Here is a 20712-nt window from a genome sequence, read left to right on the forward strand (position 1 = left end):
CCCCCCCCCCCCCCCCCCCCCCCCCCCCCCCCCCCGGGCGGCCCCCCCGCGGCCCCCCCACCACCCCCGGTCGGGATGCAGAAACAAAAAAGCCGCCAACTTCGCAGTTGGCGGCTTTTTTGAAGGGGGCGCACCGAAGTGCGCGCCAGAGGCGAATTAACGCTTCGAGAATTGCTTTGCGCGACGTGCTTTGCGCAGACCAACTTTTTTACGCTCGACTTCACGTGCATCGCGGGTAACGAAACCGGCACGTGCCAGGTCGCCCTTCAACGATGCGTCGTAGTCGATCAGTGCACGGGTGATGCCGTGACGAACCGCGCCAGCTTGGCCGGACTCGCCACCACCGTGAACGTTGACCTTGATGTCGAAACGCTCGACATTGCCGGTCAGTTCCAGCGGTTGACGGATGACCATCAGGCCCGTTTCGCGCGAGAAGTAGTCAGCGGCAGGTTTGCCGTTAACGATGATTTGGCCGGTGCCAACTTTGATGAAGACGCGAGCGACTGCACTCTTGCGACGGCCGGTGCCGTAATTGTAGTTACCGATCATGTCAGCTCCTTACTTGAACAGCACGAGTGCTGTAGGTTGCTGGGCAGCGTGCGGGTGGGAACCTTCCGCGTACACTTTGAGCTTCTTGATCATGGCGTAGCCAAGCGGGCCTTTAGGCAGCATGCCCTTGACCGCTTTTTCAAGCGCGCGACCAGGAAAACGCTCTTGCATTTTCTTGAAGTTGGTTTCGTAGATACCACCTGGGTAGCCCGAGTGACGGTAGTACGTCTTCTCGGTTGCCTTGGTACCGGTCACGCGCAGTTTGCCTGCGTTGATCACGACGATGAAATCGCCCGTGTCGACGTGAGGAGTGAATTCGGGTTTGTGTTTGCCGCGCAACCGGAGTGCCACTTCGCTGGCAACACGTCCGAGGATCAGATCCGTCGCGTCAACCACGAACCAATCGCGCTGGACTTCATGGCCCTTAGCGGAAAAAGTTTTCATGTTGACTTCCTAAATATAAAACTTATTAAATCGCTCAAATGGTGGTTCCGCTCGACCTACCCGCGGACTCTGCCTTATTGTCTTTTCCTGAGCAAACGGAAAGCCGGCTACTATAGCGCACTTCCCACAGCCGGGTCAAGCCCTTCAAGCGCCGTTCCGGTGATGCCGAAATGACATCGGCGCCATCCCTAGATAAATCGCAAATTGCCTGCGAGCAGCCCGCCCTAGACTGCACCACAGTCGCGTATTTAATTGACGGGGAAAAACTTTCTTGACCACTGAAACAATGTCAACCTACTATGTCTGAGCGCTTATCGTCGGGAGACCTCGTGATATTGAAATACTGCCTTGCCGCTTCATTGATGTCCCTGCTGTCGACGCTGGCGGCACCCTGCCTGGCCGACGCGCTCCCGCCGGCGCGCATCTGCCACCTGCCCGGCGCCGAGGAAGGCTTGCGCTGCAGCACCTTGAACGTGCCGCTCGACTACCAGCAAAAAACCGGCGCCTCCCTGCCCCTGCACATCACCGTGGCCCCGGCTTTCCGCGAATCGGCGCGGCCCGACCCCGTGTTCGTGCTGGCGGGCGGTCCCGGCCAGGCCGGCAGCGACGTGCTGCCGGTGCTCTATTCCATTTTCCGGCGCGCGCGCGCCACCCGCGACATCGTCTTCATCGACCAGCGCGGCACCGGCCTGTCCGGCAAGCTCGACTGCGACGAGGAAGACTTGCCCGACAACCTCAGCGACGACGAGCAGAACGCCGCCATACGCCGCTGCCTGGCCGGCGTGCGCGCGCCGCTGGCGGCCTACACCACCGAGAACGCGGCGCGCGACATCGAACAAGTGCGCCTGGCGCTCGGCTACCGGACCATCAACGTCTGGGGCGCCTCCTACGGCACGCGCCTGGCCCAGGCCTATGCGCGCGCCTTTCCCGACGCCGTGCGCAGCCTGTTGCTCGACGGCGTGGCCGCGCCCGACCAGATCATCCCGGCCGGCGGACGCGACGGCCAGGCCGCGCTCGACACCCTGTTCCGCCAGTGCGCGGCCGACCCCGGCTGCAACCAGGCATATCCCGCCCTGCGCAGCGAGTTCAACAGCCTGCTGGCCAGGGTCAGCGCCACGCCGGTGCAACTGAACCTGCCCAATCCGCGCACCGCCGAGCCTTTGCAGATGAGCATGACCAAGGAGCGCTTCCTGAACACCGTGCACAACGTGCTGTATTCGGCGCTCGACGGTCGCCGCCTGCCGTTCCTGATCCACAGCGCCTGGCAGGGCCGCTGGGCGCCGTTCGTGGCGCGCCGCAATGTCGGCGCCGACCTGGCCGGCGAAGGCGGCACCGCGCTGGTACTGCACATGGCGGTGATCTGCGCCGAAGACTATCCGCGCATGACCCCGCAATTGCTGGCCGAGGACGCCAACAATTCCTTCCTCGGCAGCGGCCGGGTCGGCCAGTTGATGGAGCAGTGCAAGTCGCTCAAGCTGCCGGCCGTGCCATGGCGCACGCCGACCCCGATCCTGGCGCCGGCCTTGCTGCTGTCGGGCGCGCTCGACCCGGTCACGCCGCCGCGCCGCGCCGAGGCCGCCGCGCGCCATATTCCCAAGGCCCAGCACCTGGTGGTGGCTAATGCCGGGCACGGCATCTCCTCGCTCGGCTGCGCGCCGCGCCTGCTGCGCGAGTTTCTCGACGCCCCCTCCAGGCAGGTCGCCGCCGCCTGCCTGCGGGAAATCCCGGCCGCCAATTTCCAGGTCGGCAGCGCCGGTCCGCACCCTTAAGCACCGAGGCCACGATGATTGTCGTAGACGATGTAAAAAAACAATTCGGCGCCTTGCAAGCGCTGGGCGGGGTCAGCTTCGCCGCCGCCGACGGCCAGATCACGGCCCTGCTGGGACCGAACGGCGCCGGCAAGACCACCCTGCTGCGCCTGCTGGTCGGCCTGCTCAAGCGCGACCAGGGCAGCATCAGCATCGGCGGCATCGATCCGGCCGTCGATCCGATGGCGGTGCGCAAGGATATCGGCTTCCTCACCGACCAGTTCGGCCTGTACGAGCGCCTGAGCACGCGCGAATACCTGGCCTATTTCGGCGAACTGAACGGCATGACCCTGCCCGCGCTCCAGCGCCGCATCGACGAAGTGGCCGACCTGCTGGTCATGCACGACATCCTGGAGCGGCGCGGCAAGGGGTTTTCGCAAGGCCAGCGCATCAAGGTGGCGCTGGCGCGCACCCTGCTGCATCAACCGCGCCACCTGCTGCTCGACGAACCGAGCCGCGGCCTGGACGTGATGAGCACGCGCGCCCTGCGCACCGCGCTGGCCGCCCTGCGCCGTGAAGGTTGCTGCGTGATCATGGCGACCCACGTGATGCAGGAAGTCACGCACCTGTGCGACGACGTGATCGTCATCGCCAAGGGCCATACGGTGGCCCAGGGCTCGCCCCAGGAGCTGTGCCGCCGCACCGGCATCAGCAACCTGGAAGACGCCTTCGTCAGCCTGGTCGGCGAAGAAGGAATCTCGACATGAAGCCGGCTTTCCTCATCGTTTTTCTGAAGGAATTCAAGGAAACGCTGCGCGACAAGCGCGCGCTAGGCCTGCTGGCCCTGTTCACATTGATGTACCCGCTGATGCTCGGCTACATGCTGAACCAACAGATCAAGCGCGCCACCCAGTCCGAACGCGAGGGCATGGAACTGGCCGTGATCGGCGCAGCGCGCGCACCGAACCTGATGGCGCAGCTCAAGCAAAAGAACATCACCGTGCAAGAGGCCGGGGAGATGGATGAAGACGCCATCGGCGCGCTGCTGCGCGCGCGCAAGGTGGTCGGGCTGCTGCGCCTCGATCCCGAGTTCGGCGAACACTACCAGGCCATGCGCCCGGCCAGTATCGAGCTGTGGTACGACTCGGCCAGCGACAACAGCCAGCGCCAGCGCGATGTCGAGGAAGTGCTGCAAAACTACAGTTCGAGCATCAGCAGCGCGCGCCTGCTGGCGCACGGGGTCTCGCCCGCCATCATGACGCCGATTCGCCTGCAGCGCTACGACACCGGCAGCACGGCGGCGCGCTCGGCCGGGCTGATCGGCGCGATTCTCGGCTTCCTGTTTTTCCCGGCGTTCATTTGCGGTTTGTCGGCGGCGGTCGACAGCACCGCCGGCGAACGCGAGCGGCGCTCGCTGGAAGTGCTGATGGCGCAACCGGCCAGTCCCTGGTCGCTGATCACCGGCAAGTGGCTGGCGGCCGGTTCGCTGGCGGTGATCGGCATCACCCTGGAACTGGCGCTGGCGCACGCGGTGCTGTCCTGGCTGCCGCTGGAAGAAATCGGCATGAGCTGGCGCGTCACCTCGGCCCAGCTGGCGTGGGTGTGCGTGGCCACCCTGCCGTTGTCGCTGCTGGCCGCCGGCCTGCATATTGCGCTGGCGATGAATGCGCGCTCGTTCAAGGAAGCCCAGAGCATCCTCAGCCTGGTGACCCTGATCCCCATGCTGCCCGGCCTGGCGGTGTCGATGCTGGAATTGAAAACGGCGATGTGGATGTATGTGGTGCCGATGCTGTCGAACCAGACCCTGCTGCGCGAACTGGCCAAGGGGCAGGAACTGGGCGTGCTGCCGTTTTTGCTGACCTTTTTGAGTTCGATGCTGCCGGCGCTGGGCGCGGTGGCGTTCGCCAGCTGGCGCATGAAGAGCGAGCGCTACGTGCTGTCGGTGTAGGGCTGGCGGGCAAGGCTGGCGCGGCTCCATTACAATAGGTCGGGAACGCACTCATCGGAGAATGAAATGGAAGTCACAGTCAGCTGGAACGGCCCGTCGGGCATGAGTTTTCGGGCGCAAACGGGGTCGGGCCACATGGTCAGCATGGATGGCGCACCCGAAGGCGGCGGCCACAACCTGGCGCCGCGGCCGATGGAAATGGTGTTACTGGGAACCGGTGGATGCACGGCGTATGACGTGGTGCTTATTCTCAAGCGCGGCCGGGAAGATGTGCGCGGCTGCGACGTGACGCTCAAGGCCGAGCGCGCCGAGACCGATCCCAAGGTGTTTACCAAGATTCATTTTCACTTCACCGTGACCGGGAAGAATTTGAAGCCGGGGACGGTGGAACGCGCGGTGAGCCTGTCGCACGACAAATACTGCTCGGCGTCGATCATGCTGGCCAAGATGGCCGAGATCACGCATTCGTTTGAGATTGTGGAAGGCTGAGCCGTTTAGCCGTTTAGCCGTTTAGCCGTTTAGCCGTCGTTCCCGCGCAGGCGGGAACCCAAGTTTGCTGATCTGCCGGTGGCAACGGAACGAACTTGGGTCCCCGCCTGCGCGGGGACGACGGAGGTGGGGCGAACACTAAACGTAATACGCGGTCGTCGTCATCACCTTTGCCATGGCCGTCATCACGCCGCGTACCGGCAGCGGCACCGCCACCGCGCCCAGCGCCTGCGCGGCCGCCCCGTGCGCAATTTCGTCGATCCGCATCTGGTCCACGACCGCGCGCGACTTGGCGTCCTGCGCCGGCAGCAAGTCGAGATGACTGTTCAGATGCGCCTCCACCTGGCGCTCGGTCTCGACCACGAATCCCAAACTGCGCGCATCGCCCAGTTGCGCCGCCACCGTGCCGAGCGCATACGCGCCCGCATACCACAGGGGATTGAGCAAACTCGGGCGCGAGCCGAGCTCGGCCAGCCGCTGGGCCGTCCACGCCAGGTGATCTTCTTCCTCGCGCCCCGCTTCGGCGAACTGCGCACGCATCTCCTCGCTCTTGGCAAAGCGCGATTGCGAGTTGTACAGCGCCTGCGCGCACACTTCGCCCACGTGGTTGACCCGCATCAGGCCAACGCTGCGGCGCTGTTCGGCATCATCGAGATGGCCGTCGTCCGCGTGCGCCGCCGGGGTCGGTCGCGATGCCGAGGCCACGCCCGCGATCACGCGCAGGGCCTTGTCCATGCTGACGATCAGCTGGTCGAGTGGATGGATGGATCGTTGTGCTGACATGCGCTGCCCCGGTGGCGATAAAACACCATTATAGGACGTCCGGCCCCACCGGGTCGCCGGCTGCCGGGCCGCCCTGGCCCGCCACCGGGGCCGCCTGGGCCTCGATCCAGTCGAGCAGCGGCCCGCCGGGATCGATCCCGGAAATGTTTTTCGCCACGCCCAGGTTCAGCTGCAACAAAAAGGGGATGGTGTCGGACGGCACGTCCGGGCAATGCGCGCCGAAGGCGGCGATAAAACGGCTCGAGGACACCACCGGCACCACTTTCGCCCCGCTCATGAACTGCAGCACGCTGGTAATCGTGTGGCCCTTGCCGATGGTATGGTAAATGAACTGGTTGAAGTCCCTGTCGACTTTCTTGAAATCGATGGTTTCGGACGTCATCAGCCCGGCCAGGTAGTACAGGCCGAGGGTGACGCGGAAGTACGCGGTCCACTCGGCCGCGTTGCGCCCGCTGCTCGCGACGGCAAGAACTTTTTCTTTGATGGCACTGTCCATGGGCCCATTATCCACATTTCCGACCCGCTGTGGCGGGCTGCCGTGCTTGCGGCGGGCAATTTGTGCTGCTACCCTCACGCTTTGAGAGAAGGAACCCGATGATCGAGGTGAAACACCTGGCCAAGCGCTTCGCCGCGACGGTACACAAGGAGCGGCGCGCGCGCCAGCGCGACGTGCGCGAGAGCGATGGCTGGTTCCATGCGGTGCGCGATGTCAGTTTTTCCTGCGCCCCCGGCGAAGTGCTGGGCCTGTTGGGTCCGAACGGGGCCGGCAAGACCACCACCTTGCGCATCCTCTCGACCGCCCTGCGCCCGGACGCCGGCAGCGCCTTCATCGACGATATCGACATCGTGGCCGATCCGATCCGGGCGCGCCAGCGCGTCGGCTTCCTGTCCGGCAGCACCGGTTTGTACGGACGCTTGAGCGCGCGCGAAAATGTCGAGTATTTCGGGCGCCTGCACGGCATGGCCCCGGAGCGCCTCAAAAAACGCTGCGACGCTTTGTTCGAGCAACTTGACATGCACGCCTACGCCCACAAGCGCGCCGATGATTTGTCGACCGGCATGAAGCAGAAATGCGCCATCGCCCGCACCGTGGTGCACGAGCCGCAGGTGGTGATCCTGGATGAACCGACCACCGGGCTCGATGTGATGTCGGCGCGTGTGCTGCTCGAATTTATCGCCAGCTACAAGGCGCTGCGCATTCCCCTGATCTTTTCCACGCATCACCTGCACGAGGTGGAAAAACTGTGCGACAAGGTCTGCATCATCAACCACGGCCGCAGCGCCTTCAACGGCAGCGTGGCCGAGTTGCGCGAGCTGGGCGGCAGCCACGATTTGTACGATGCCTTCGTGCATATCGTCAACCAGGAAGGCTGAGCCATGTGGACCGTGTATTTCAAGGAATTACTGGAACTGCTGCGCGACCGCAAGACCTTCATCTTCACCCTGCTGCTGCCGATCGTCGCGATGCCGATGATTTTCGGCGGCCTGGCCTATCTGTCGTCGACCATTTTCAAGAAAGCCCAGCACAAGGAACTGACCTACGCCGTGTTCGGCAAAGAGCATGCACCGGGCCTGAGCGAGCGCTTCAAGCGCGAAAAAGGCTTGCGCGAGGTGGCGTTGGCCAATGAAGGCGCGATCAAGGCCGCCATCGACACCGACCGCATCACCTTCGCCATCGTGGTTCCCTCCGGTTTCGAGGAGGCCATGGCGGCGCACCGCCAGGCCCGCGTCACTTTGCACTACAACAACGCGGTGGCGCTCGACATGACCCATAAACGGGTGGCGGCGGTGATCGAGGCGCACAACGGGGCGCTGCGCGAGCAAGCCTTGTCGGCCATGAACATGAGCCGGGCCGAGCTGCGCTTTGCGCTCAATCCGATCGAGCTGGAAGAACTGTCCACCGCCGGCACGCGCGAGCGGATGGGCGCGCTGGTGGGCGGTTTTCTGCCCTACATCCTGCTGATGGTGTGCCTGATGGCGGCGATGTACCCGGCTATCGACCTCGGCGCCGGCGAGAAGGAGCGCGGCACCCTGGAAACCTTGCTGCTGGCGCCCATTTCGCGCACGGCGCTGGTGCTGGCCAAGTTCCTGGTGCTGTTTACGGTGGGGTTGACGTCGGCGCTGCTGATGGTGGCCAGCATGGGACTGCTGCTGGCCGTGTTCGGCGGCTCGCTCGAAGGCGGCCTGGCGCAGATGGTGCGGGCGATCGGCGCGCGCGACCTGGCGATGGTGGCGCTGATGCTGGTGCCGACGGCGGCCATCTTTGCCTCGATCCTGCTGTCGATTTCGATTTACGCGAAGAGCTACAAGGAAGCGTCGGGCATGATTTCGCCGCTGATGATGCTGTTGATCGTACCGATCGTAGTGGCCATGATGCCGGGGGTGGAGCTGAACTGGTTCTGGTCGATGGTGCCGCTGACCAATGTGTCGCTGGCCATGAAGGAACTGGTCAAGGGGACCATGGATTACCGCATGTTTTCGGCGATTTTGCTCTCCACCACCCTGATTGCGGGGGCGCTGCTGGCATGGTGCAGGTGGTGGTTCAACCGGGAGGAGGTGTTGTTTCGGAGTTAAGTTGCAGAGCCGGGAACAGACCCTGTTGGCGTTAAGTCAAGCGTATTTTTCGCCAGCTTCAACACCGTCGTTCCCGCGCAGGCGGGAACCCAAGCTTGTCGGTTCAGTCGCGGGCAGACGAGCGAGCTTGGGCCCCCGCCTGCGCGGGGGCGACGGCGCAGACGCCCGCACTCACCCCACTCCCCCAATCGTGCAATCTGAACCCATCAAAACGCCGCGCGTCGCAACAGGCGGCCCGTGTCCACTCAAATTTTATACAATGCAACTCTAGAAGTGCACCCGGCTACCCGCCGAACGTACGCACAGCGACCGTATCAGGAGTCAGGCATGGAATTACGCATCAGGAATTTATCCAAGACCTACGCCAATGGCGTAGTTGCCTTGGATAAAGTTACCCTCACCATCCCCAGCGGGATGTTCGGCCTGCTCGGCCCGAACGGGGCGGGCAAGTCGACCCTGATGCGTACCCTCGCCACCTTGCAGGAGTGCGACGCCGGCTCGGTCTTCTTCGGCGACCTCGACGTGCTCGACGACAAGGACGATATCCGCCGCCTGCTCGGCTACCTGCCCCAGGACTTCGGGCTGTACCCCAAGGTCACGGCCTACGAACTGCTCGACCATTTCGCCGTCCTCAAGGGCCTGTCGCAGCGCACCCGGCGCCGGGAAGTGGTCGATGGCCTGTTGCAGCAAACCAATCTGTTCGAAGTGCGCAACCAGCGCCTCGGCACCTTTTCCGGCGGCATGCGCCAGCGCTTCGGCATCGCCCAGGCCCTGCTGGGCGACCCGCAACTGATCATCGTCGATGAACCGACCGCCGGCCTCGACCCGCAGGAACGGGTGCGTTTCCACAACCTGCTCTCCGACATCGGCGACGACAAGACCGTCTTGCTCTCGACCCACATCGTCTCCGACGTGTCCGACCTGTGCGCCAATATGGCGATCATCAACAAAGGCCACGTGCTGCTGTGCGGCGAGCCGCAAAAGCTGATCGACGATATCGATGGCAAGATCTGGGCGCGCTTCGTCGCCAAGCACGAACTGGCCCATTTCCAGCAAGAACACGCGGTGATCTCGACCCGCCTGCTGACCGGCCGCACCCTGATTCACGTGTATTCAGAGCAAGATCCGGGCGAGGGCTTCGAGCCGGCCGCCGGCGACCTCGACGATGTCTACTTCGCCACCATCGCCGGACGCCACGTCGCGGCCAGCAACTGTTGAAGGTGGCGTCCATGTTGGCAATCGCACTGTTCGAAGCGCGCCAGCGGCTCAAGCTGCTCTCGACCTGGGTCTACTTCGGCATGTTTTTCGCGCTGGCGCTGCTGTGGATGGCCGCCGCCGGCGGGGTCTTCAAGGAAGCCCAGATCACCTTCGGCGGGCGCCTGTTCATCAACGCCCCGCGCTCGATCTCGCTGACCGTCGCCTTCCTCGGCTGCCTGGGCGTGATCGTGATGGCCGCCATGATGGGCCGCTCGGTGCAGCAGGATTTTGAGTACGACATGCACCACTTCTTCTTCAGCGCGCCGATCGCCAAGCACGATTACGTGTTCGGGCGCTTTTTCGGGGCCGCGCTGACCCTGGCGGTGGTGTTTTCGAGCATCGTGCTGGGCGCCTGGCTGGGGACCTACATTCCCGGCATCGAAGCCGACCGGCTGGGGCCGTCCGGGACCTGGATGTACCTGCGGCCCTACCTGTTCCTGACGCTCCCCAACATCTTCATCTTCGGCGCCATCTTCTTCGTGCTGGCCGCGCTGACGCGGCGCATGCTGCCGGTGTACGTGGCCAGCGTGGTGATGATGATCGGCTACATCGTGGCGCCCTCGCTGGCGCGCGACCTCGACTACAAAACCCTGGCCGCGCTGATCGACCCCTTCGGCACCACCGCCCTGATCCGCATCACCGAATACTGGACCATCGCCGAGCGCAACAGTCGCGCGATTCCCTTCGACGGCGTGTACCTGCTCAACCGCGCGCTGTGGTGCGGCTTCGCGCTGGTGGTGCTGCTGCTCGGTTACTGGCGCTTCCACTTCATCGGCGGCGCCGACGCCCGCCCGGCCGGGCGCGCGGAAGGCGAGGCCGCCCCGCGCCTGTCCAGCGTGGCCACGGCAACCCAGGAGGCGCCCGACTTCCTGGGCCGCAGCCTGGCCCTGTTGCTGCTCAAGTCGAGCTGGCTCAACTTTCGCGAATCGGTCAAGGATGTGTATTTCGCCGTGATCGCCCTGGCCGGCGTGCTGGCCGTGTTCGGCGCCTCGATCAACCTCGGCTCCCTGTACGGCACCAACACCTATCCCGTCACCTACCAGGTGCTGGAACTGATCAGCGCCGCGTTTTCGCTGTTCATGCTGGTCGTCACCACCTTTTACGCGGGCGAGCTGGTCTGGCGCGAACGCGAAGCGCGGGTCGGCCAGATGCTCGACGCCCTGCCGCTGCCGAGCTGGCTGCCGATGCTCTCCAAGCTGTTCGCCCTGGTCGGCCTGCAAGTGCTGATGCTGGTGCTGGTGATGATTTCCGGCATGCTGATCCAGCTGTTCCGCGGCTACTTCGCCATCGACGTCGGCCTGTACCTGCAAAGCCTGTTCCTGATCCAGCTGCCGCAATACGTGCTGGTGGCGGTGCTGGCGATCGCGCTGCAGGTGCTGATCAACCAGAAGTACCTGGCCTACTTCGCCATGATCTTGTACTACTTCGCCACGATCACCTTCGGCTCGCTCGGCCTCGACCATCCGATGCTGCTGTACGGCACCTCGCCCTCCTTCATGTATTCCGACATGAACGGCTACGGCCACTTCCTGGTGCGCGAACGCTGGTTCGAGCTGTACTGGGGCGGCGCGGCGCTGATGCTGCTGGTGGCCTCGCTGGTGTTCTGGCCGCGCGGCTTCAACGCCGAACTGGGCAGCCGGATCCAGCTGGCGCGCCGCAACCTGAGCCTGCCGGTGCTGGCCACCTTCGGCGCCGCTCTGGCGCTGTTCCTCGGCAGCGGTGCGATCCTCTTCTACAACCTGCACATCGAAGGCGACTACCAGACCGCCTGGCAAAAAGACCAGGGCCGCGCCCAGTACGAACTGCGCTACAAGAAATATGCGGCGCTGGCCCAGCCGCGCATCAGCGCGGTCGACCTGAAAGTGGCGATCGTGCCCGAACAGCGGCGCCTGACGGTGACCGGCGTCTACCAGCTCGACAACAAGGGCACGGGTCCGATCGACCGGGTATTCCTCAGCCAGGACCGCCTGTCCAGCCTGAAAGTGCGCTTCGGCCAGAAAATCACCCCGCTGGTGAGCGACCGCGAGCGCGGCTTTTACGGCTACCAGCTGAGCACACCGTTGCTGCCGGGGCAGCGCCTGGCGCTCGAATTCGATGTCGAGTTCGAAGCGCGCGGCATCCTCGGCCTGGAATCGGACACCCCGGTGCTCACCAACGGCACCTTCTTCAACAATAGCCAGCTGCCGCGCATCGGCTACCAGGCAGCGGCCGAGCTCGAGAACGACCGCGACCGCAAGCGCCACGGCCTGGGGCCGCACGCGCCGCTGCGTTCGCCGCTCGATCCGGTCGGCCTGGCGAACAACTACCTGGGCCAGGATGCCGACTGGATCGATTTCAACGCCGTCATCAGCACCAGCCCGGACCAGATCGCGATCGCTCCCGGCACCCTGGAAAAGGAATGGATGTCGGCCGGGCGGCGCTACTTCCATTACCGCATGGACAAGCCGATCCTCAACTTCTACGCCTTCCAGTCGGCCCGCTATGAAGTCCGGCACGACCGCTGGCAGGATGTGACGATCGACGTGTTTTACCATCCCGGACACGACTTCAACGTCGAGCGCATGATCCGCGGCGTCAAGGCCGGGCTCGAATACAACGCGAAGCATTTCAGCCCCTACCAGCACAAGGTGCTGCGCGTGATCGAGTTTCCGCGCTACGCCGCGTTCGCCCAGTCGTTTCCCGGCACGATCCCGTTTTCCGAGAGCGCCGGCTTCATCGCCCGGGTCGACGACAAGCATCCCAAGGATATCGATTACCCCTTCTACGTGGCCGCGCATGAAGTGGCGCACCAGTGGTGGGGACACCAGCTGGTGCCGTCGAACACGCGCGGCGCCACGGTGCTGAGCGAAACCCTGTCCGAGTACGCGGCCCTGATGGTGATGAAGCAGCACGTCGGCCCGGAACGCATGCGCCGCTTCCTGCGCTACAACCTCGACAAATACCTGATAGGGCGGGCGGTCGAAACCAAGTACGAGTTGCCGCTGGCACAGAACGAAAACCAGAGCTACATCCATTACCACAAGGGCGCGCTGGCCATGTACCTGCTGCAGGATGTGCTGGGCGAAGCGAAGGTCAACGCCGTGCTGCACGAGCTGCTCACCAGCCACGCCTTCCACGGCGCGCCGTATCCGAGCGTGCTGGCGCTGACCGACGCCTTGCGCCGCGCCACCCCGCCCGAGCATGCCTACCTGATCGACGACTTGTTCGACCATATCGTGCTGTATGAAAACCGCGCCACCAGCGCCAGCGCGACCAGGCGCGCGGACGGCAGGTACGAGGTGCTGGTGCGCGCCAGCGTCGTCAAGCAGCGCGCCGGCAAGCTCGGCGACGAGACCGAAGCGCCGTTGAAAGACGTGATCGAGTTCGGCGTCGACGACAAGGATGGCAAGCCACTGCTGCGCGAACGGCGCGTGGTCGAGCGCAATACCGTCAGCGTGACCATGGTGGTGGGCACGCGACCGTACAAGGCGGGAATCGATCCGGATAACAAGCTGATCGACCGCAAGCCGGGCGATAATATGATCGAGGTGGAGCAGTAGCCACGCCGCTACCTGTCCGCAATTGAGCGACAGGATCGTTCAATTGCGGAAACAACACCGCTCAAACACCGCTCACTTTGCGCGCACGGGCTTGCAGCAGTACTAACAGTTGTACAAGGTCCATCCCGAATCTTGCGCGACAAATATTTCTTTTCGTATAAACTTCCACCTTTTCCGTGGAAGCTAGCATGCCCAGCGCAAAAACGATCGACCAGACCAGCTTTCGCCGTATCCTCGCCCGCAACGTCGCGTTGCCGCTGGCGATAGGCGTCGGCAGTGCGCTCATTTTTGTCGCCGTCATTTCTTACCTCCTGTCGGTCCTGAGCATGGTGGAACACAGCGAAAAAGTCATCGGCCACGCCAATGAAGCGGCCAAGCTGTCGGTCGACCAGGAATCGGGCTTGCGCGGCTATTTGCTGAGCAACGACGAAGCCTTCCTCGCCCCTTACACGCTGTCGAAAGGCAAAGCCGCCGCCACCATGGAAGCGCTGACCAAGCTGGTGTCGGACAATCCGCCCCAGGTCGCGCGCCTGCGCCAGATTGCGGCCATGCAGGAGCAGTGGGAGCTCTACGCCAACAATGCGATCGCCCTGCGGCGCGCCAACAGCGACGTCATTACGCTGGTGCGCAGCGGGCGCGGCAAGGTCGCCTTCGACGAAATCCGCACCACCTTCAACGAGTTCCTGGCGGTCGAACAGCGCCTGCTCAAGCAGCGTAGCGACAGCGCCCAGAGCGTCACCCGCTGGGGCGTGGCCCTGTACCTGCTGGTCAGCCTCCTTCTGTCGGGCCTGCTTGCCTATTTCGGCCGGCGCGAGCTGATGCGCCTGTCGGAGGTGTTCGGCGACGCCATCGACCAGCACCGCACCCACGGCGAAGCGCTGGAACGCCAGGCCTGGCAGCGCAGCGGGCAAACCCAGCTGGCCGAACGCAGCATCGGGCACAACAGCCTGCCGAGCCTCGGGCGCGCCACGCTCGATTTCATGTCGGAATACACCGGCGCGGCCGTGGCCGCCCTGTACGCGCGCGACGAAGACGGCAGCCTGCGCCGCATCGCCGGGTACGGCATGAGCCGCGAAGAACGCGAGCGCGAAGTGCGCTACAACGGCGCCGACACCCTGGTCGGCCAGACCTTGCTGTCCAAGCGCCCGATCGTGATGGGCAACCTGCCCGACCACTACCTGAAGGTGACCTCCGGCATTGGCAGCGGCAGCCCGCGCCACCTGGTCCTGATCCCGCTCGATAACGACGGCGCGCCCAACGGCGTGGCCGAATTCGGCTTTCTCAACGAGCCGCGCAAGCGCGACCTGGAGTTCCTGGAACTGGTCGCGCCGAACATCGGCCGCGCCATCGAAGCGGCGCTGGCGCGCCGCCGCCTGCACGACGCGCTGGCCGAAACCCAGCAGCTCAACGAAGAACTCCAGGTGCAGCAGGAGGAACTGCGCACCGCCAACGAGGAACTCGAAGAGCAGTCGCGCGTGCTGGAAGAATCCCAGACCATCCTCGAGAACCAGAAGGCCGAACTGGAACAGACCAACGACCGCCTGGCCGAACAGGCCAACGCGCTCGATGAAAAGAACGGCGCCCTGGGCGTGATCCAGCACGAACTCGAAGAGCGCGCGCTCGACCTGCAGCGCGCCAGCAAATACAAGTCCGAGTTCCTGGCGAATATGTCGCACGAACTGCGCACCCCGCTCAACAGCTCCCTGATCCTGTCCAAGCTCTTGTCCGAAAACGCCAAAGGCAACCTGGAGCCGGAGCAGATCCAGTTCGCCAACACCATTTACGCGGCCGGCAACGACCTGCTCAACCTGATCAACGATATCCTCGACATCTCCAAGGTCGAAGCGGGCAAGCTCGAACTGACGCCGGAAGATATCGCCCTGACCGACCTGGCCGACGCCATGCGCCACACGTTTGCGCCGCTGGCCGGCCAGAAGCGGCTGACGTTCACGTCGCAGGTTGCGGCCGGCGCGCCGCTCACGCTGCACAGCGACGCCCAGCGCCTGCAGCAGATCCTCAGGAACCTGCTGTCGAACGCGATCAAGTTCACCGACGCCGGCGAGGTTTCGCTGACCATCGAAGCGCGTCCCGACGCCATGCTGGCCTTTGTGGTGCGCGACTCGGGCATCGGCATCGCCGCCGACCAGCACGCGATCATCTTCGAAGCCTTCCGCCAGGCCGACGGCACTACCAGCCGGCGCTACGGCGGCACGGGCCTGGGCCTGTCGATCTCGCGCGACCTGGCGGCCCTGCTGGGCGGCTCGATCGTGATCGCCAGCTCGCCCGGCCAGGGCAGCACCTTCACCCTGCTGTTACCAGGCGCGCTGCCGGCCAGCACCCCGGGCCTGCCGCAAACGCTCGCCACGACGGCGCCAGCGGCGCCGCGCACCTCGCTCTCGCCAGCGGCGGCGCAAGCGCCGGCCGTGCGCGCGCCGGTGTTCGCCGATGACCGCGGCCACACCGTGGCGACCGGGCGCAGCGTGCTGGTGATCGAAGACGACGTCACGTTCGCACGCATCCTGTTCGACCTGGCGCACGAAATGCACTACCGCTGCCTGGTCGCGCACAGCGCCGCCGATGGCCTGCAGGCCGCCAACGAATTCCTGCCCGACGCCATCCTGCTCGACCTGGGCCTGCCCGACGGCTCCGGCCTGGACGTGCTGCAAAAGCTCAAGGACAATCCGCGCGCGCGCCACATCCCGGTGCACATCGTCTCGGCCAACGACCGCGCCGAAGCGGCCATGCAGCTGGGCGCGATCGGCTATGTGATCAAGCCGGCCACGCGCGACCGCCTGAAACAAGTGTTCCAGACGCTGGAAGGCAAATTTACCCAGAAAATGAAGCGCGTGCTGCTGGTCGAGGACGACGAGCGCCAGCGCGAAAGCGTGGTGCACCTGATCGACGACGCCGATGTCGAGATCACCGCCGTGGCCACCGGCGAAGAAGCGCTGGCGCTGCTGCGCGCGTCGGTCTACGACTGCATGATCATCGACCTGAAGCTGCCCGACATGCAGGGCCATGACCTGCTGCGCAAGATGGCGGCCGAGGAAATCGTCTCCTTCCCGCCGGTGATCGTCTACACGGGGCGCAACCTGACGCGCGCCGAAGAAGCCGAACTCCTTAAATATTCGCGCTCGATCATCATCAAGGGTGCGCGTTCGCCCGAGCGCCTGCTCGACGAAGTCACGCTGTTCCTGCACAAGGTCGAATCGCAAATGTCGGTCGAGCGCCAGAGCATGCTGAAAACCGTGCGCAGCCGCGACCGCGTGTTCGACGGCCGCCGCATCCTGCTGGTCGACGACGACGTGCGCAACATCTTCTCGCTCACCAGCGCGCTGGAACAGAAAGGCATCATCGTCGAAGTCGGCCGCAACGGCTTCGAAGCGCTCGAACGGCTCGACCAGATTGCCGACATCGACCTGGTGCTGATGGACGTGATGATGCCGGGCATGGACGGCCTGGAAGCGACGCGCCGCCTGCGCGCCGACCCGCGCTTTGCCAAGCTGCCGGTGATCGCCATCACCGCCAAGGCCATGAAGGACGACCAGGAACAGTGCATGAAGGCCGGCGCCTCCGACTACCTGGCCAAGCCGATCGACCTTGACCGCCTGTACTCGCTGCTGCGGGTCTGGCTGCCGAGCATGGAGCGACTCTGATGAATGCACCGGACAGCATCACCATCGAGCTGCGCCTGCTGATGGAAGCGATTTATCTGAAGTACAGCTACGACTTCCGCGACTACTCGGGCGCCTCGCAAAAGCGCCGCGTGCATCATGCGCTGCACCAGATGGACTGCGCCAGCATCTCGGAACTGCAGTCGCGCGTGCTGCACGACCCGGACGCCTTCATGCAGCTGTTGCAGTACCTGACCATTCCGACCAGCGAGATGTTCCGCGATCCGTCGTACTTCCAGGCCCTGCGCGAGCATGTGGTGCCGCACCTGCGCACCTATCCGTCGCTGAAGATCTGGATCGCCGGTTGCAGCACCGGCGAAGAAATCTATTCGATGGCGATCTTGCTCAAGGAAGAAGGACTGCTGGAGCGCTCCATCATCTACGCCACCGACATCAACCCGCATTCCCTCGAACGGGCGCGCAAGGGCGTGTTCGCGCTTGACCGCATGCGCGCCTACACCGCCAGTTACCAGATGGGCGGCGGGCGCGCGGCGTTTTCCGATTACTACACGGCCGCCTACGACGGCGCCCTGTTCGACCGCGGCCTGGTGGAAAACGTCATCTTCGCCGACCATAGCCTGGCGACCGACAGCGTGTTCTCCGAAACCCATTTGATCAGCTGCCGCAACGTGATGATTTACTTTAACCGCAAGCTGCAGGACCGCGCCCTGGGCCTGTTCCACGAGTCCCTGTGCCACCGCGGCTTTCTGGGCCTGGGCAGCAAGGAAAGCCTCGATTTCTCGTCGCACGCGGACGCGTTCGAACCGCTGGTCAAGGCCGAGCGGGTGTTCCGCAAGGTGGCGCCATGAGCGCCGTCCATGCGAATTTCTACGCGGATCTGCTGGCCGGGCGCACCATCGACGCGGTGGTGATCGGCGCCTCGGCCGGCGGCATCGACGCCCTGCTGCGCATTTTGCCGGCGCTGCCGAAGAACTTCGCCTTTTCGGTGACGGTGGTGCTGCACCTGCCGGACGACCGCGACAGCCGCCTGGCCGAAGTCTTCCAGCAGCGCCTGGCGATGCCGGTGCGCCAGGCCGACGACAAGATGAACGTGGCGCCGGGCACCGTCTATTTCGCCCCGCCCGGCTACCACCTGTCGGTCGAGCGCGACTTCAGTTTTTCGCTGAGCCAGGAAGACCCGGTACATTTCTCGCGCCCTGCGATCGACATCCTGATGGAGTCGGCCGCCGACGCCTGGGGCAAGCGCCTGGCCGGCATTTTGCTCACCGGCGCCAGCGCCGACGGCGCCGCCGGCATGGCGCGTATTGGCGCCTGCGGCGGCCTGACCGTGGTGCAGGACCCTAAAGACGCCGAGATCGCCACCATGCCGCTGGCCGCGATCCGGCTGCGCGCCCCCGACGCCGTACTGCCCGTACCCGCGATCGGCGCGCTGATGACCGCGATGATGGAGAACCAATGAAGAGCTACCAACAAAAAATCAAGCTCCTGATCGTCGACGACCTGCCCGAGAACCTGCTCGCGCTGAGCAAGATCATCGAACAGGACGACCGCATCATCTACCAGGCCAATTCGGGCGAGGCGGCGCTGTCGCTGCTGCTCGAACACGACTTCGCGCTGGCCATCCTCGACGTCATGATGCCGGGGATGGACGGCATCGAACTGGCGGAACTGATGCGCGGCACCGAACGCACGCGCAACGTGCCGATCGTGTTCGTCAGCGCGGCCGGGCGCGAACTCAATTACGCCTTCAAGGGATATGAAACGGGCGCCGTCGACTTTCTCTACAAGCCGCTCGACATCGCGGCCGTCAAGAGCAAGGTCAACGTGTTCGTGGCCCTGTGCCAGCAGCGCAATGAGGTCAAGCGCCAGGTGGCCGAACTGGAAGAGAGCCGGCGCGAGCTGCGCGCCACCCAGGTCGAACTGGAACGCGCGGTGAAGATGCGCGACGACTTCATGTCGATGGTCGCGCACGAACTGCGCACGCCGCTCAACACCCTGTTTTTGGAGACGCAATTGCGCGGCATGCAGCTCGATAAGGGCAACATGGCCGCCTTCAGCGAAGAGAACATGCGCAAGATGGTGGCGCGCGACGGACGCCAGATCCAGAGCATGATCCGCCTGATCAACGACATGGTGGACGTCTCGCGCATCCGCAGCGGCAAGCTGTCGATCCGCCCGGCCGAAACCGAGCTCTCGGCGCTGCTTTCGCGGATCGTCAGCGACCTGGCGCAGCGCACCGAGGCCGCCGGCGGCACCATCGAGCTGCACGCGCCCGAACCGGTGGCCGGCGTGTGGGACGAATTCCGGGTCGAACAGATCATCATCAACCTGCTCACCAACGCGCTGCGCTACGGCGGCAGCAAGCCGGTGAAAATCAGCCTGGAAGTACGCGGCGCGCATGCCTGGATCGTGGTGCGCGACCAGGGCGTGGGGATCGCGCCGGAAGACCAGCTGCGCATCTTCGCGCCATTCGAACGGGCCGGCACCAAAGATGTGCGCGAGGGCCTGGGACTGGGCCTGTACATCGCGCGCCAGCTGGCCGAGTCGCACGACGGCACGCTCGATGTCGAGAGCGCGCCGAATGAAGGCGCAGCGTTCCGCCTGGCCTTGCCGCTGGCCGGATCGCACGCATGATGGTGCCGGCCCCGTACCGGGGCCTGTGGCGGCGCGAAGGCATCTGGCGCACTGACGGCAGCAGCGACACCACCACGCCGGTGCTGTGGTTCCAGTCGGCGCGCTGGCACATCGACTCGCGCGGCTTCGCCGGCGTCACCGTGGTGCAAGGCGCGCGCTGCGAATGGCATCCCGAGATTGCCTTTCCCCCGCTCGGCCCGGAGATCGATGCGGGAACGATGCGCTTCGACGGCGCCGACAGGGTGGAAGAAATTGGCATCGACGGCAGTTACCGCGAACTGTGGGTGCGCATCGACGCCGGCCCGGTGCGCGCGCAGCGGCTGCGGCGTGACGACGGCGCGCTGGCCTGGCTGATCGGCGGCGCCGGATGGACGGCATGGGCGTACGGCCATCCCGGCGGCATGGCGCAATGCGGTTTCGCCAGGGGCGATGGTGGCGCGGTGGCGCTGCCGCCAGAGGCCGGAAGCGCCTGGCGCGTGAGCGCCAGCGACGATTAGGCCGGCGGCTCGGCGTCGATAAAGCGCCGCACAAGCTGCGTGGCCAGCGGCGCCGCATACCCCACCGGCATGCTGGCCGGCGCCGCGCTGGCCAGTTGAAAGGTCCCTTCCATCAGCGCCAGCAAGGCCGCTGCCAGCGCCTCCACGTTGGCCGTGCTTTTGCGCTGCGCGGCCAGGCTGGCCGAGAGCAGTTCGCGCAGCAGCGCCATTTCGGTATCGACCGCGTGCTGGTAGGCCGCCCGCACCTCGCTCTGGCGCACCGCTTCCGCGCCGATCACCACCCACGCCGCCACCGCACCCGCATCCGCCCCTTCGCCGAGGCCCAGGCGCGCTTCGACGTACGCGGCCAGGCGTTCGTCGGCATTGGTGGCCTTGTGCGCCAGCGCAAGGTAGCGCTGCCGGGCCGCCCCGGCAAGCGCCTGCACCAGCGCCAGCAAGATCTCGGCTTTGCTGTGAAAATGGTAGTGCAGCAGGCCGGGAGCGAGCTGCGCGCGGCGCGCGATCAGCAAGATCGTGGCCTTTTCGTAGCCATGTTCGGCCATCGTATCCATCAGGGCTTGTACGATCTGCGCGCGGCGCTGTTCCGAATTGGACTTTCTCGACATGCGTGATTTC

18 protein-coding genes are annotated in these 20712 nt (G+C 64.9%); 13 read left to right on the top strand and 5 right to left on the bottom strand.

The annotated features are described in order from the left end of the window. Positions 1-156: 156 nt before the first annotated feature. Together rpsI and rplM are read right to left on the bottom strand one after the other, a co-directional pair. Positions 157-549 carry a 30S ribosomal protein S9 gene (gene rpsI / locus F2P46_RS19325; protein ID WP_054266290.1) on the bottom strand — a complete coding sequence of 131 codons (393 nt, stop codon included), beginning with the start codon at positions 547-549 and terminating at the stop codon, positions 157-159. A gap of 9 nt (positions 550-558) precedes the next feature. Then, complete coding sequence (gene rplM, locus F2P46_RS19330; RefSeq protein WP_054266289.1) at positions 559-993, bottom strand: 50S ribosomal protein L13; 435 nt, start codon at positions 991-993, stop codon at positions 559-561. A 362-nt stretch (positions 994-1355) separates the two neighbouring features. Between rplM and F2P46_RS19335 the strand changes: the two genes are divergently transcribed. The 4 genes from F2P46_RS19335 (at position 1356) to F2P46_RS19350 (ending at position 5178) form a co-directional block, all read left to right on the top strand. Further along, positions 1356-2762 carry an alpha/beta fold hydrolase gene (locus F2P46_RS19335; protein ID WP_166893142.1) on the top strand — a complete coding sequence of 469 codons (1407 nt, stop codon included), beginning with the start codon at positions 1356-1358 and terminating at the stop codon, positions 2760-2762. Between the two features lie 14 nt (positions 2763-2776). After that, positions 2777-3508, top strand: a complete 732-nt coding sequence (locus tag F2P46_RS19340) for an ATP-binding cassette domain-containing protein (protein ID WP_166893144.1) — start codon at positions 2777-2779, stop codon at positions 3506-3508. After that, the gene (locus F2P46_RS19345) at positions 3505-4689 is read left to right on the top strand and encodes an ABC transporter permease (protein WP_166893146.1); all 1185 of its coding nucleotides are present in this window, start codon (positions 3505-3507) and stop codon (positions 4687-4689) included. Before F2P46_RS19340 ends, F2P46_RS19345 begins: the two co-directional genes overlap by 4 nt. 66 nt (positions 4690-4755) lie before the next feature. Next, entirely contained in the window at positions 4756-5178 is a 423-nt protein-coding gene (locus tag F2P46_RS19350; protein WP_166893148.1) for an OsmC family protein, read from the top strand. Positions 5179-5316: 138 nt separating this feature from the next. On the opposite strand, the gene coq7 is transcribed toward F2P46_RS19350, so the two are convergent. Continuing rightward, positions 5317-5961 (bottom strand): 2-polyprenyl-3-methyl-6-methoxy-1,4-benzoquinone monooxygenase, encoded by a 645-nt coding sequence (gene coq7 / locus F2P46_RS19355; RefSeq protein WP_166893150.1) that lies wholly within the window; start codon positions 5959-5961, stop codon positions 5317-5319. A gap of 28 nt (positions 5962-5989) precedes the next feature. Further along, positions 5990-6457 carry a hypothetical protein gene (locus F2P46_RS19360; protein ID WP_166893152.1) on the bottom strand — a complete coding sequence of 156 codons (468 nt, stop codon included), beginning with the start codon at positions 6455-6457 and terminating at the stop codon, positions 5990-5992. A gap of 98 nt (positions 6458-6555) precedes the next feature. Between F2P46_RS19360 and F2P46_RS19365 the strand changes: the two genes are divergently transcribed. The 9 genes from F2P46_RS19365 to F2P46_RS19405 all read left to right on the top strand — a co-directional run bounded on the left by F2P46_RS19365 (position 6556) and on the right by F2P46_RS19405 (position 20097). Continuing rightward, positions 6556-7335 carry an ATP-binding cassette domain-containing protein gene (locus tag F2P46_RS19365; protein ID WP_166893154.1) on the top strand — a complete coding sequence of 260 codons (780 nt, stop codon included), beginning with the start codon at positions 6556-6558 and terminating at the stop codon, positions 7333-7335. Positions 7336-7338: 3 nt separating this feature from the next. Then, complete coding sequence (locus F2P46_RS19370; protein ID WP_166893156.1) at positions 7339-8535, top strand: ABC transporter permease; 1197 nt, start codon at positions 7339-7341, stop codon at positions 8533-8535. A gap of 327 nt (positions 8536-8862) precedes the next feature. Then, positions 8863-9753 (top strand): ABC transporter ATP-binding protein, encoded by an 891-nt coding sequence (locus F2P46_RS19375; protein WP_166893158.1) that lies wholly within the window; start codon positions 8863-8865, stop codon positions 9751-9753. Positions 9754-9764: 11 nt separating this feature from the next. After that, positions 9765-13331, top strand: coding sequence for a M1 family aminopeptidase (locus tag F2P46_RS19380; protein WP_166893160.1), 3567 nt, complete (start codon positions 9765-9767; stop codon positions 13329-13331). A gap of 188 nt (positions 13332-13519) precedes the next feature. After that, on the top strand, positions 13520-16987 hold the full coding sequence (locus F2P46_RS19385; protein WP_166893162.1) for a response regulator: 3468 nt from the start codon (positions 13520-13522) through the stop codon (positions 16985-16987). Then, positions 16987-17814, top strand: coding sequence for a CheR family methyltransferase (locus tag F2P46_RS19390; RefSeq protein ID WP_166893164.1), 828 nt, complete (start codon positions 16987-16989; stop codon positions 17812-17814). The genes F2P46_RS19385 and F2P46_RS19390 overlap by 1 nt, the downstream gene beginning before the upstream one ends. Then, positions 17811-18425, top strand: a complete 615-nt coding sequence (locus F2P46_RS19395) for a chemotaxis protein CheB (RefSeq protein WP_166893166.1) — start codon at positions 17811-17813, stop codon at positions 18423-18425. The genes F2P46_RS19390 and F2P46_RS19395 overlap by 4 nt, the downstream gene beginning before the upstream one ends. Next, a complete protein-coding gene (locus F2P46_RS19400; protein WP_166893168.1) occupies positions 18422-19600 on the top strand; it encodes a hybrid sensor histidine kinase/response regulator in 1179 nt (392 codons plus the stop codon). Before F2P46_RS19395 ends, F2P46_RS19400 begins: the two co-directional genes overlap by 4 nt. Beyond that, positions 19597-20097, top strand: coding sequence for a hypothetical protein (locus F2P46_RS19405; protein WP_166893170.1), 501 nt, complete (start codon positions 19597-19599; stop codon positions 20095-20097). The genes F2P46_RS19400 and F2P46_RS19405 overlap by 4 nt, the downstream gene beginning before the upstream one ends. Here F2P46_RS19405 and F2P46_RS19410 read toward each other — a convergent pair. Continuing rightward, on the bottom strand, positions 20094-20702 hold the full coding sequence (locus F2P46_RS19410; RefSeq protein ID WP_166893172.1) for a TetR family transcriptional regulator: 609 nt from the start codon (positions 20700-20702) through the stop codon (positions 20094-20096). The two genes, F2P46_RS19405 and F2P46_RS19410, sit on opposite strands and share 4 nt — an antisense overlap. Positions 20703-20712 lie beyond the last annotated feature (10 nt).

The organism is Massilia sp. CCM 8734, from assembly GCF_011682155.1.
GTDB lineage: Bacteria > Pseudomonadota > Gammaproteobacteria > Burkholderiales > Burkholderiaceae_D > Telluria_A > Telluria_A rubra.